The following is a 12,369-nucleotide window of genomic DNA, read 5'->3' as shown; positions in this document are numbered from 1 at the left end:
AATGTTACCATCAATTCATCGTCCAGCTTATGTAGAAGTAGATTTGGCAAAATTGAAAAAGAATCTTCAAAATGAATTAAACTCTGTACCGGAAGGTACTAAGGTCTTTGCAGTAGTGAAGGCTAACGCTTATGGGCATGGTTTGGTTCGTGTTGCTAAATCAGAAATTGAATATGGTGCTTCAGGTTTGTGTGTAGCAACGTTAGATGAAGCCTTAGAGATTCGTAATAGTGGCGTAGACGCTCCTATTTTAGTTTTAGGTATAATTCCCGTCGAGTATGCAAAAGTGGCTGCACGGGCTAATATTTCGGTCACTGTGGGCAGCTTAAATTGGCTGAAGGTTGCTTTAGAACTACGAGTAACTAATTTGAAGGTTCACATTGGTATTGATAGTGGCATGGGACGAATTGGTTTTCAAGAAAAGGCTGATTTAATTGAAGCATGTGAATTTTTAAATGACCATAAAGATGCCTTTGTTCCTGAAGGATTGTTCACACACTTTGCAACGGCCGATAGTCCTGATGAAAATTACTTTGAAAAACAAGTTCAACGTTTCAAAGAAATGTCGAGTGATTTGCCAACTAAGTTCACTTACGTTCATTGCGCCAATTCAGCAACAGCGTTGTGGCACAAAGATTTGGCTATTAATATGGTTAGATATGGTATTGCATTATACGGATTGAATCCATCTCAAACAGATATTACTGAATTGCCATACGATTTAGAACCAGCATTGAGCCTTTATTCTGAATTAGTCTTTGTAAAGAAAGTTAAGGCCGGGACAAGTATTGGTTATGGTGCTACTTATACAAGTGATAAAGATGAATGGATCGGAACAGTTCCAATTGGCTACGCCGATGGTTGGTTAAGAAGAATGCAAGGTAATGATGTCTTGATCGATGGTCAACGTTGCCAAATCGTTGGTCGTATCTGTATGGATCAATTCATGGTCAGATTGCCTAAAGAAATGCCTACTGGTACTAAGGTTACTATTTTGGGTAAAGATGGCGATGAAGAGATTACTACAACAGATGCTGCTAAGTATGCTGGAACAATTAATTATGAAATCCTTTGTAGCTTGAGTGAAAGATTACCTCGAGTTTATAAAAAATAATATTTGCTCCCGACTAGGTTATTCATTTTGATATTGTTAATTACAATTTTTTTGTTGCGTAGGATGGAATATAAATTCATAATCCTTTTTAGTTGTCTATTAAGTCCTCAAGGTAGTATTCTCTAGTCGAAATTTGGGATTTTAATGAAAACTAGTGGAAAAGAAGTGTCCATCATGATAAGCGAACAATGGCATGAGTTCATGAAAAATAGTGATTATAAAAAATATCAAATTAAAAATAATCGAAATCGACCTTACTTAGATACTTTGCAACGTAATTTAATGGAAAAATATCAACTCAGATATTTTCGGGAACATCCGGTGGATGAAGAATTAAATTGTTCCAATCAAATTACTATTAAAATAAAACAATAAAAAAATCCTTACTAACCGACGTAGCTCAGTTAGTAAGGATTTTTGGTTTTGTTTTAAAAACGGTTTTGATTTAGAAACTTGTAATACTAAGAACGATTGGAGATAAAACGGGACCGAATAATTTGCTTTAAAAATATTTGCTGCGTAAATGTCCTTAAGGTCAAATAATTTTCGGTGTTAATCTTACAATGTGTTCTTATCTAGAATTTTACCAGATTTAAGGTCATCAATTTCAGAAACAATGAAACTTTTCTTTTCTAATCGTTTAATGATCTCTTTTAAGGTATCAATATCGGTTCCTGATGGCAATGTGAACAAAGTTCTGCGAACTACTTCGTTAGACTTAGCATCCAAAGTCATACAAGCAGCAACAGAAACGTATTTAGCAAAAATCTTTGACATTTTTTCTAGATCACCACGGTCACCTGAAGAACTAACAGTTAGAACATAACTACTAATGTCTAGGTTCCATGCATCTGACAACATACTCAAAAGTCTTGAGTGAGTTAAGATACCGTAGAAAAGATTGTTTTCGTCAAGAACGGCGATGTATGGCAAATCTTTAATGTTGAAGAAGACCTTGAAGAAAGGTGAGTCAACGCTAATTGTTTTAGTAGCATTCTTCATCAAAGTTGTAACAGGAAGGCTCATGTCGCCACCACGTGACTTGTGACGGTAGATATGCATCTTATAGATGTTACCCCTAAATATCTGTCCGCTTTCGTCCAAAATTGGCACACAACGATAACCTGAATCTTCAAGAACTTTCAAAGCTTCCTCAAGTGTGACAGTTTCTTTAACTGTTGTAAGCTTGTCCTTTTTAAGTACAAGTGATTTAACTAACATATATATTCACATCCAATCAAAGTATAATTGAATTAATAATACAGTACTTCGGAATAAAAAAAAAGCTGAAACAAATTATTCATTTGTTTCAGACTTTTTTTATGCATGATATTTTGGATTATTGACGACCCTTGATACCTGTTGCTTCGAAACCATCTTTAAGAATTTTTTCAAGTTCTGCGGCTGACTTCTTCATTTGTGCTGATTCTTCATCATTCAATGGAACTTCAATAATTTGTTTTAGACCTTTACGGTTAACGATTGCAGGTGAACCGATATAAATGTCTGAAACGCCATATTGACCAGTCATCATGTTTGATAATGGAAGAACTGTGTTTTCATCAGCTAACAATGCCTTGCAGATTCTTGCAAGAGCAGTACCGATACCATAGAATGTAGCACCCTTAGTATTGATAATGTCATAAGCTGCGTTAACAACCTTCTTGTAAATCTTGTCAAGAGTATCTTTAGTGATTTCTGGGTGTTGTTCCATCCATTCGGCCATTGTAACGCCACCGATTGTTAGATGTGACCATGCAGCGAATTCTGAATCACCGTGTTCACCCATGATGTAACCATGAACTGAACGAGGGTCAAGATCTAATTCTTCACCAACGAATTTTTGTAATCTAGCAGTATCTAGTGATGTACCTGAACCAATTACACGTTCCTTAGGGAAGCCTGAAAGTTTCCAAGTAGCGTATGTCAAGATATCAACTGGGTTAGCAGCAACTACGAAGATACCATTGAATCCTGATTCAACGATAGGATCAACGATTGTCTTCAAGATGTTCAAGTTCTTGTTAACAAGGTCAAGTCTTGTTTCACCTGGTTTTTGTGGAGCGCCGGCTGTGATAACAACGATATCAGCATCCTTAGCATCTGAATATTCACCAGCGTGAATGTTCTTTGGGAATGAGAATGGAATTGCATCAGCAAGGTCCATTGCGTCACCCTTAATCTTGTCTTTAGCGATATCGCAGATAACTAGTTCTTGAGCAATACCTTGAAGTGTCATTGCATAGGCAAATGTTGAACCTACAGCACCGTCACCAACTAGAAGTACTTTTTGATGGTTCTTTTCGTTTGTTGGAGTTGTCATTATAAAATATCATCCCTTCGAAAATAATATGTTCCGTGGTTCATTATACAAATAATTAAGGGTAATTAACAAGTTGATTGTGAAAAAAGTGAAAAATTAGTGAAATTAACATGATATAATGTAAATTCGAAATGAGGTATTAATATGAAACTAATTGTTGGCTTAGGAAATCCAGGTAAAAAATACGATCGTACAAAACATAATATGGGCTTTATGACTATTGACCGATTGATGGATGAATACGGTCAAACACAAATGAAAAAAGATTTTGAAGCTGAATATTGCAAGTTCAAAGTTGACGGCGAAACAGTTTTCTTAGTTAAACCTTTAACATTTATGAATGAATCAGGTAGAGCAGTGAACTTCTTGATGGGATATTATCAAATTAAACCTGAAGAATTAATGGTGATTCAGGATGATCTAGACATGGAAATTGGTAAAGTAAGATTAAGAACAAAGGGTTCTGCTGGTGGTCACAATGGTATTAAGAGTATAATCTCTGCTGTGGGTACAAAAGATTTCAGTCGTATTAAGATTGGTATACAACATCCTGCTAAACAAACAGTGGTCAATTGGGTTTTGACACCTTTTTCAAAAGATCAAGAGCCACTAGCTCTTTCAGGTATCGACAAGGCTGTTGATATGGTGAAGGACTGGGTAGCTGGAAGTACAGCTGATCAATTAATGAACAAATACAATTAATAATAAGCAAGGGGGCAAAAATTGAATTTAGTAAATTTCATTACGAATAAGCTCGACCTTGGGGAATTTATTAATCAGGTCAAACCAGATACCAAAAATCTTTTAACTGGTTTGACGGGATCAACGATTTCCCTTTTTGCATTGGATACATTAAAACAAACCGGTAAAAAAATGCTGATGGTGGAGAATACTAATTTTCATGCAAATAAGTTGTATGATGATTTGAATCTCTTGGATAGCGATGCAGTCCATATCTTTCCAGTTGAAGAGTCTATCTCAACGGAATTAGCGACTAGTTCACCAGATGAATTAAGTCAGCGTTTAGATTCATTGAGCTTTTTGGCAAATGATGAGCCGGGAATTTTGGTTACTTCAGTAGCTGGTTTGGAATATGAATTGTCAGCTAAAGATATTTTTAAGGCAGCTCAATTAAAGATTAAAGTTAATGAAGAATATGATTTGGAAAAATTGAATCAAGAATTTGTCCAAATGGGATACATCAAAGAGAAATTAGTAGCTAAACCCGGGGATTTTGCAATCCGTGGGGATATTGTCGATATTTATCCACTGACTGTTGATAATCCGGTTAGAATTGATTTCTTTGGCAATCAAGTTGAAAAGATTAAGTTTTTTGATACCGAAACGCAACGTAGTATGGAAGAACTTGACGATATTGATATCTTGCCAGCCAATGATCGAATCGTTACTGATGAACAAGTTGCTAATGGTTTAAAGAAATTACAAAAGAGTTATCAAAATCAATTAGATTCGGCTGATAAAGAAACCAAAGATAATTTGGAAATTTCTTTTGGTCAGACGGTTGAACAATTATCGGAAGGGATGCGTCCTGAAAATATTGGGAGAATTGCCGACTATATTTTTGAACATCCTAGTAATCTTTTAGATTATTTAGAAAAAGATGATCTGGTAGTTTTCAATGAATATAATCGTTTGATTGAACAATCTAATGATAATAAGGCTGAGAATCAGTCGTGGCTTGCTAGTCAGTTGGAATTTGGTAAAGCCTTGCCAGAACAGAAGATTCGTCAGGACTTTATTGAAAATATCAAAGATGATCAGCATGGACAGATTTATCTTTCAACATTCCAACAAGGTATGGGACATATTCGTTTGAATCAGTTGCAAAATGTTTCGGTTCGTTCAATGCAACAATTCTTTAGTCAGATGCCACTTTTGAAGTCAGAAATCGAACGTTGGCAAAAGCAAGAATACACGGTTATTTTGACAATTAGTAATGAAAAGCGAATCAATGCCATCAACAATACTCTGGTGGATTTCGGTATCAAGGCAATCTTGACCACAAGCGATAAAGTGATTGAGAATCAAACACAGATTATGAATGCCAATTTGAGTGCTGGTTTTGAAATGCCAGAAGAAAAATTTGCAGTAATTACTGAAAAAGAGTTGTTCAATCGTCAACCTAAAAAACGTCGTCATCAAACTTTAGCTAATGCAGAACGTTTGAAGAGTTATAACGAATTGAAGCCTGGGGATTATGTAGTTCATGTCAATCATGGTATCGGTAAGTTTATTGGTATGCAGACGATGGAAGTTGATGGTAAGCATCAGGACTATATAACAATTGAATATCGTGATGATGGTCGATTGTTCATTCCTGTAACACAGCTGGATATGGTTCAAAAGTATGTTTCAGCTGAAGGAAAATCACCGAAGATCAATAAGCTTGGTGGTAACGAATGGCAAAAAACAAAACGTAAAGTTCAATCTAATATTGAGGATATTGCTGACGATTTGATTGATCTTTATGCTAAACGTGAAGCTGAGAAGGGTTTTGCCTTTCCCAAAGATGATTCAATGCAGACAGACTTTGACAATGCCTTTCCATATCCAGAAACTCCGGATCAATTACGGTCAATTGATGAAATTAAACGTGATATGGAAAAACCACATCCAATGGATCGCCTTTTGGTGGGTGACGTTGGTTTTGGTAAGACGGAAGTGGCTTTAAGGGCTGCTTTTAAGGCAGTTGAGGCAGGCAAACAAGTTGTCTTTTTGGCTCCTACTACTTTATTGGTGCAACAACATTACGAAACAATGAAAGATCGTTTTGATGGTTTTCCAGTTAACATTGGAGTTTTGTCACGTTTTCAAACTCGTAAGCAAAGTAAGGAAACGATTGAACAATTAGCTGATGGTTCGCTAGATATTATTGTAGGAACACATCGTCTACTTTCCAAAGATGTCAAATTCCATGATATTGGATTATTGATCATTGATGAGGAACAACGTTTTGGTGTTAAACACAAGGAAAAAATTAAGCAATTAAAAGCTAATGTCGATGTTTTGACGTTAACTGCTACTCCAATTCCAAGAACTTTGAATATGTCAATGTTAGGAGTTCGTGATCTTTCATTGATTGAAACAGCACCAAGTAATCGTTATCCAGTTCAAACTTATGTTATGGAACAAAACTATGAAGTGATTGCTGGAGCTATCAAGCGAGAAATGGCCCGTGGTGGACAAGTCTTTTATCTACATAATCGAGTAGAAGATATGGACCAAGTGGCTAATCAGTTACAGGCTCTGGTTCCTAATGCAAGAATTGCTACGGCTCATGGTCGGATGAATGAAACACAAATGGAAGGTGTTATTGCCGATTATTTGGCGGGTGAATATGATGTTTTGGTAACAACTACCATTATTGAAACCGGTGTGGACATGCCGAACACCAATACTTTGATTGTTGAAAACGCCGATCGTTATGGCTTATCACAACTTTATCAAATTAGAGGACGAGTTGGTCGATCAAATCGAGTGGCCTATGCTTACTTAATGTATCGACCTAATAAAGTTTTGACTGAAGTTGGTGAACAACGTCTTGAAGCAATTAAGAACTTTACGGAATTAGGTTCTGGTTTCAAAATTGCTATGCGAGATTTATCCATTCGTGGTGCTGGAAATCTTTTAGGTAAACAGCAACATGGTTTTATTGATTCAGTTGGATTTGATCTTTATACACAAATGTTGAATGATGCCGTTGCTAAAAAACGTGGTCATACAAAGGCTGAAAAAACCAATGCTGAAGTTAATTTGGCTTTGGAAGCATATTTGCCAGCAGATTACATTACTGATCAACGTCAAAAAGTAGAATTATATAAACGGATTAGACAAATTGATTCATTGGAGAATTATCAAGAGGTTAGATCAGAATTGTTGGATCGTTTTGGTAAGTATCCAGTAGAAGTCGCTAATTTGTTAGATATTAGTTTATTAAAGAATTCATTTGATGAATCGTTAGTCAAAAGTGTCGTTATGCGTAATGGTATGATTGCTATCAAGTTCTCTAAAAAAGCTAATGACTATTTAACTGGCGATTTGGTCTTTAAGTTCTTAGGCAATACAACAATGAAAGCTAAAGTTAACGATCGAAATGGTGAATTTACGATTACTTTAGATTCAGGTAGTGTCAAAAAGGATGAGTGGTTCGGACAACTCGAAACTTTTGCTGAGAAGATGGCAAAGGGCTTTGACAATTTAAAGAAAGAAAAAATTAAAAACTAATATGCAAAAAGAAGTGTCTAGGGCTATTAAGGGGACCTGGATTCTGACGATTGCCTCACTGTTCTCAGAACTACTGAGTGCTATTTATCGGATTCCATTGCAGAATATTGTTGGGGATCGTGGTTATTTTATTTATCAGCAGGTTTATCCAATTTATGGGATTTTTTCTGTATTAGCACTTTCAGGATTACCGGTAGTAATATCTAAGACTTTTGCACAACAAGAATCGTTAGCAGCTAAGCATAACTTATTAAAGAAAACTTTTGTTATTCTAATGGTTGCATGTGTAATTATCACAGGGATGCTGTGGCTTTCAGCTAAGTATTTAGCATTCTTGATGGGTGATCCAGCGTTGTACGTGGAAGTTAGAGTTGTTGCATTAACATTTTTATTAGTTCCATTTGAAGCCAGTTTACGAGGATACTTCCAAAGTGATTTGATTATGACGCCGAGCGCTATTTCACAAGTTTCAGAGCAATTCTTCCGTATTGTCATCATTATTGGCAGTGCACTTTTGTTTGGACATGGAATTTTGAATGTTTATCAAATGGGAACGTTGGCTAATTCAGGAGCCTTCATTGGTGGCATTTTAGCGGTTGGTATCCTGATCTGGACCTTTTTGAAGCAACCCAAGACGGTAACATCAGAAGATTCTAAGATTAAATTGGAACATGGATTGGCTCTGGAAGTTGTTTTGATCGTTGTATTTACAGGAATTACGATTTTTTATCAGTTCATTGATTCCTTTTCTACGGTACGATTATTAGTTCATTCGGGGATATCTTTAAGTCAGGCGGAAATCCAAAAAGGCGTCTTTGATCGTGGACAACCGTTATTGCAATTGGGAATTGTTTTATCATTGTCTTTTGTTTCAACGATTATGCCACAACTAAAAGAAAAGAATCGTTTAAGACAAAATAAAAACACCATTCAAAAAATGGTGCGGGTTTGCTTATGGTTGTCGGTAGCTGAGACGGCTGGCTTAATTGCCTTAATGCCACAAGTAAATACGATGCTTTTTACGGACGCTAGTGGTTCAAGAACCTTAAGTATTTATATGTTGTCAATCTTGATTGTTTCATTTATTAATTTATTGATTGCTGTTACTAGTGGTGATGATGAAAAAAATTGGCATAAGCTGATTCTCTTCGGAATGTCGTTAGTCGCTAAAGCGGCCTTGAATATCATTTTGGTACCTAAGTTTGGTATTGCGGGCAGTGCAATGGCAACAGTTTTGAGTGAATGTATTATCTTGTTTGGAATTTTGATTATTTATAACTTTGATAGGAAGTTCTTAGCCTTGGATAAAAAGTTTACTTCCAATTTAATCAAGGCAGGTTTGATAATGGCCATTGCTGTTAAAATAGTTGTTAAGTTTTTGGCAAGCTATTATGGGATGACGCGGGCCAATACAATTTTGATCAATATAATCGCTATTCCGATAGGAGCATTCATCTATTTGAAGCTTTCAAGACATTGGCATATGTTAACTAAAGAAGAGTGGGAAATTTTACCCATGGGAAAATATATTACAAAGTTTATGAAAATTGAGGATTAATTATGAGATTAGATAAGTTTTTAAAAGTAAGTAGAATTATCAAAAGAAGAACCGTTGCCAAAGAATTTGCTGATAACGGTCGTGCTTTGATCAATGATCGTGTTGCCAAATCGTCTAGTGACGTGACTGTTGGTGACGTAATAGAATTACACTTCGGTGAGAAAACTATGAAACTTAGAATTCTTAATGTTAAAGAAACAACTAAGAAAAATGAATCAATGGATATGTACGAAGAAGTTTAATTAAAATTAGAAATAGATTAAAATTAACAATTTTTTTATTCAAATAATTGCTTAAACTTGTTATACTCAAGATAATCATTTCTAGGGGAGTAGTGGTATGGAAGTACGTAAACTAAATTCTAACGTTTCTGTCTTACAACCAAAAAAATCTCAAACTCCTAATCCCAATCACAATAACCACAAAAAGGTCGTTCATCGCAGACGTATGGCCATGATTGGAATTATTTTTGCGATTATCTTGGTTGTATTTGGCGTTCAAATTTTTAATGCACATCGAACATATGCCAATACAATGGAACAAATAGAAGTTAGCAAGCAGAAGTTGGATAAGCAAAAATCGACGCAACGTGATTTGAAACTTGAAGTTAACCAACTTCATGACACGAATTATTTGGAAAAATATATCCGCGAGAAATATATGTACAGCAAACCTGGTGAACAAATTTATAATTTGCCTGATGATGTAAAGACCACTACGATTCAAAAATAGGGAAAGGAATATTTTTTAATTAGATGACAGTTGAAGTAGGAGCTAAAACAGAAGGTAAGGTTACCGGAATTACAAATTTTGGGGCGTTCGTAGATCTCGGAGAAGGACAAAGCGGAATGGTGCACATCAGTGAAATTGCTGATGGTTATGTCAAAGATATTCATGATGTGCTAAGCATTGGCGATACTGTTAAGGTTTTAGTTCTTAATGATAAAGATCATAAAATTGCACTTTCAATTAAACAAGCTTCAGACAAGCCTAAGCCAAAATATCATTCACATCGTTCACACGATTCTAATGATAGAAAACCAAGACCACACAAAAAAGAAAGTTTTGATGATATGATGTCAGGATTCATGAAAGAAAGTGAAGAAAGACTTAGTGTTATCAAGAAAAATACTGAAGGTAAGCGTGGTGGCCGCGGCGGACGTCGTAGCTAATAGTTTATCTAGGTTGGGACAATGTCTCAGCCTTTTTTTGATTTTTGAGAAGGGAGTTTTAAATGGAACTAGATAATAAAATCTTAGGAACAGTCAGGCAAGTTTTAAAAAGGTATCAAGCTCAACGTGTATTAATAGCAGTTTCAGGTGGAGTTGATTCGATGGTGCTATTGAATGTTGTAGCGCAATTGTTACCGAATGATTCATTTGGAGTGGTGAATGTTGATCATAATTTGCGTCCAGAAAGTGCCTCTGAAGTAAAATTTGTTCAAGATTATTGTAAAAAAAATAACTATCAGTTCTTTACAACGAAATGGCAAGATAAACCTCAAAATGATATCGGCATGGAGGCAGCTGCTAGAAAATTCCGATATGGGTTCTTTAAAGAAGTTATGCAGTCTAATCAATTTGATACTTTATTGACAGCACATCACGGCAATGATTTGGCGGAGAATATTTTGATGAAGATGATACGTTCAGGTAATGCCTACGAGGTAGTTAGTCTTAAAGAACAGCGTCAATTTGGACAAGGACAGATAGTGCGTCCTTTGTTGGATTTTTCAAAAGCAAAGTTGTCAGAATATTCTGATATCCATGATATAAAACATGTTCAAGATGAAACTAATTTTGCTAATATTACTCTACGTAATAGATTACGTAATAATATCTTCCCAGAACTACAAAAAGAAAACGGTCAAATGCTAAGTCACTTTCGCTTTTTTGATCAACAATTGACCGCATTGATAGATTTGGCTAAAAAACAATTTCAACAAATTGAACAATCAATGTCATTGCAAGAAAACTCCCAACAAATAAGTGGTTTGATCGAACCAATTTTAAAGTTGAATTTTGAGCAGCAAACATTATTTTGGGGGAATTTCTTTACTAAACGACATTTGGATCTAACCATTAGTAATCGTCAGATTAATCAAATTATTGAAATATTGACGGGCTCAGAATCTAATGCCTCGATTGATTTAGAAAACTCTTGGCAATTTATCAGAACTTATAATCAATTTGTGATAAAAAAAACTGTGAAGAAAAATTTAGCTACGGTTGATCTAGTGATTGGACAATCGTTGCGCTTTGATAATAAAACAATAGAAGTTTTAGAAACAACCGATAATTACACTTTATCAGTTGATAAAAAGCCGCAACAAATTACTTTGAGAACTCGTCGTGACGGTGATAAACTACTTTTATCGAATGGTTTACATCAAAAGCTTAGCAAGCGATTTATAAATGAAAAGATACCTGAATATGAACGAAATGATTATTTAGTTTTATTATTTGATAATCAGATTGTTTGGGTTGAAAAAATCTATAATATGGGCGATTATTTAAAAAAAGGTAATCTGCATTACAAAATTAACTTGGATGAGGTAAAAGGATGAATTCAGATATCGAAAAGGTATTGGTTTCCAAAGAAGAGATCGAACAAGCTAACAAAAGACTTGGCAAAGAATTGACAGAAGAGTATCGCGGAAAGAATCCATTGTTTGTATGTATTCTACGTGGAGCTGCTATGTTTATGATGGATCTAGTCAAAAACGTAGATATTGAAATGGAGTATGACTTCATGGATGTTTCTAGTTATGGTGGCGAGAATACGGTGACAACTGGAGATGTCAGAATCATTAAAGATTTGGATACCTCAATTCGTGATCGTAACGTGATTATTGTGGAAGATATTATTGATACTGGATACACGTTGGACCGCTTGACTGAATTGTTCGATGCTCGTCATGCCAAATCAATCAAGATCGTTTCATTTTTAGATAAGCCAGCTCGCCGAATTAAACACGTTGATGTTGATTATGTTGGCGTTCAAATTCCAGATGAATTTGTGGTCGGCTATGGTATGGATTATAACGAGCACTATCGTAATTTACCTTATGTTGGTGTTCTAAAACCAGAGGTATATAATACAAAATAATTTAGTTAGAGTTACAATTAT

Annotated in this window: 12 protein-coding genes; 10 read left to right on the top strand and 2 right to left on the bottom strand. The window is 35.3% G+C overall.

The genetic code is table 11. From position 1 onward, the window contains the following. The first annotated feature begins 1 nt into the window (after position 1). Both alr and LAB100_RS04325 read left to right on the top strand, forming a co-directional pair. Positions 2 to 1,114, top strand: coding sequence for an alanine racemase (gene alr / locus LAB100_RS04330; RefSeq protein ID WP_119325761.1), 1,113 nt, complete (start codon positions 2 to 4; stop codon positions 1,112 to 1,114). A gap of 174 nt (positions 1,115 to 1,288) precedes the next feature. Then, positions 1,289 to 1,489, top strand: coding sequence for a hypothetical protein (locus tag LAB100_RS04325; RefSeq protein ID WP_126322024.1), 201 nt, complete (start codon positions 1,289 to 1,291; stop codon positions 1,487 to 1,489). Positions 1,490 to 1,672: 183 nt separating this feature from the next. Here LAB100_RS04325 and cbpA read toward each other — a convergent pair whose 3' ends face one another. After that, positions 1,673 to 2,335 carry a cyclic di-AMP binding protein CbpA gene (cbpA, locus tag LAB100_RS04320; protein ID WP_119325763.1) on the bottom strand — a complete coding sequence of 221 codons (663 nt, stop codon included), beginning with the start codon at positions 2,333 to 2,335 and terminating at the stop codon, positions 1,673 to 1,675. A 118-nt stretch (positions 2,336 to 2,453) separates the two neighbouring features. Then, a complete protein-coding gene (locus LAB100_RS04315; RefSeq protein WP_119325764.1) occupies positions 2,454 to 3,437 on the bottom strand; it encodes an L-lactate dehydrogenase in 984 nt (327 codons plus the stop codon). Positions 3,438 to 3,581: 144 nt separating this feature from the next. Between LAB100_RS04315 and pth the strand changes: the two genes are divergently transcribed. The 8 genes from pth to hpt all read left to right on the top strand — a co-directional run bounded on the left by pth (position 3,582) and on the right by hpt (position 12,348). Beyond that, entirely contained in the window at positions 3,582 to 4,139 is a 558-nt protein-coding gene (gene pth / locus LAB100_RS04310; RefSeq protein WP_119325765.1) for an aminoacyl-tRNA hydrolase, read from the top strand. A 21-nt stretch (positions 4,140 to 4,160) separates the two neighbouring features. After that, the gene (mfd, locus tag LAB100_RS04305; RefSeq protein ID WP_119325766.1) at positions 4,161 to 7,682 is read left to right on the top strand and encodes a transcription-repair coupling factor; all 3,522 of its coding nucleotides are present in this window, start codon (positions 4,161 to 4,163) and stop codon (positions 7,680 to 7,682) included. A gap of 1 nt (position 7,683) precedes the next feature. After that, entirely contained in the window at positions 7,684 to 9,240 is a 1,557-nt protein-coding gene (locus tag LAB100_RS04300) for a putative polysaccharide biosynthesis protein (RefSeq protein WP_119325767.1), read from the top strand. A gap of 2 nt (positions 9,241 to 9,242) precedes the next feature. Then, a complete protein-coding gene (locus LAB100_RS04295) occupies positions 9,243 to 9,482 on the top strand; it encodes an RNA-binding S4 domain-containing protein (RefSeq protein WP_119325768.1) in 240 nt (79 codons plus the stop codon). 97 nt (positions 9,483 to 9,579) lie between these two features. Beyond that, the gene (locus LAB100_RS04290) at positions 9,580 to 9,972 is read left to right on the top strand and encodes an FtsB family cell division protein (RefSeq protein WP_119325769.1); all 393 of its coding nucleotides are present in this window, start codon (positions 9,580 to 9,582) and stop codon (positions 9,970 to 9,972) included. A gap of 23 nt (positions 9,973 to 9,995) precedes the next feature. Next, positions 9,996 to 10,412, top strand: a complete 417-nt coding sequence (locus tag LAB100_RS04285; protein ID WP_119325770.1) for a S1 domain-containing RNA-binding protein — start codon at positions 9,996 to 9,998, stop codon at positions 10,410 to 10,412. Between the two features lie 62 nt (positions 10,413 to 10,474). Further along, complete coding sequence (tilS, locus tag LAB100_RS04280; RefSeq protein WP_119325771.1) at positions 10,475 to 11,806, top strand: tRNA lysidine(34) synthetase TilS; 1,332 nt, start codon at positions 10,475 to 10,477, stop codon at positions 11,804 to 11,806. Further along, on the top strand, positions 11,803 to 12,348 hold the full coding sequence (gene hpt / locus LAB100_RS04275) for a hypoxanthine phosphoribosyltransferase (RefSeq protein ID WP_119325772.1): 546 nt from the start codon (positions 11,803 to 11,805) through the stop codon (positions 12,346 to 12,348). Before tilS ends, hpt begins: the two co-directional genes overlap by 4 nt. Positions 12,349 to 12,369: the final 21 nt, after the last annotated feature.

Source organism: Companilactobacillus musae, assembly GCF_003967595.1.
Lineage (GTDB): Bacteria > Bacillota > Bacilli > Lactobacillales > Lactobacillaceae > Companilactobacillus > Companilactobacillus musae.
The sequence above is the reverse complement of the archived record's forward strand: the minus strand, read 5'-3'. Positions and strand labels throughout refer to the sequence as shown.

Bases quoted from the DNA above. Each gene is read 5' to 3' on its own strand.
- alr (WP_119325761.1), top strand. From the start codon at position 2: ATGTTACCATCAATTCATCGTCCAGCTTATGTAGAAGTAGATTTGGCA.
- LAB100_RS04325 (WP_126322024.1), top strand. From the start codon at position 1,289: ATGATAAGCGAACAATGGCATGAGTTCATGAAAAATAGTGATTATAAA.
- cbpA (WP_119325763.1), bottom strand. From the start codon at position 2,335: ATGTTAGTTAAATCACTTGTACTTAAAAAGGACAAGCTTACAACAGTT.
- LAB100_RS04315 (WP_119325764.1), bottom strand. From the start codon at position 3,437: ATGACAACTCCAACAAACGAAAAGAACCATCAAAAAGTACTTCTAGTT.
- pth (WP_119325765.1), top strand. From the start codon at position 3,582: ATGAAACTAATTGTTGGCTTAGGAAATCCAGGTAAAAAATACGATCGT.
- LAB100_RS04300 (WP_119325767.1), top strand. From the start codon at position 7,684: ATGCAAAAAGAAGTGTCTAGGGCTATTAAGGGGACCTGGATTCTGACG.
- LAB100_RS04295 (WP_119325768.1), top strand. From the start codon at position 9,243: ATGAGATTAGATAAGTTTTTAAAAGTAAGTAGAATTATCAAAAGAAGA.
- LAB100_RS04290 (WP_119325769.1), top strand. From the start codon at position 9,580: ATGGAAGTACGTAAACTAAATTCTAACGTTTCTGTCTTACAACCAAAA.
- LAB100_RS04285 (WP_119325770.1), top strand. From the start codon at position 9,996: ATGACAGTTGAAGTAGGAGCTAAAACAGAAGGTAAGGTTACCGGAATT.
- tilS (WP_119325771.1), top strand. From the start codon at position 10,475: ATGGAACTAGATAATAAAATCTTAGGAACAGTCAGGCAAGTTTTAAAA.
- hpt (WP_119325772.1), top strand. From the start codon at position 11,803: ATGAATTCAGATATCGAAAAGGTATTGGTTTCCAAAGAAGAGATCGAA.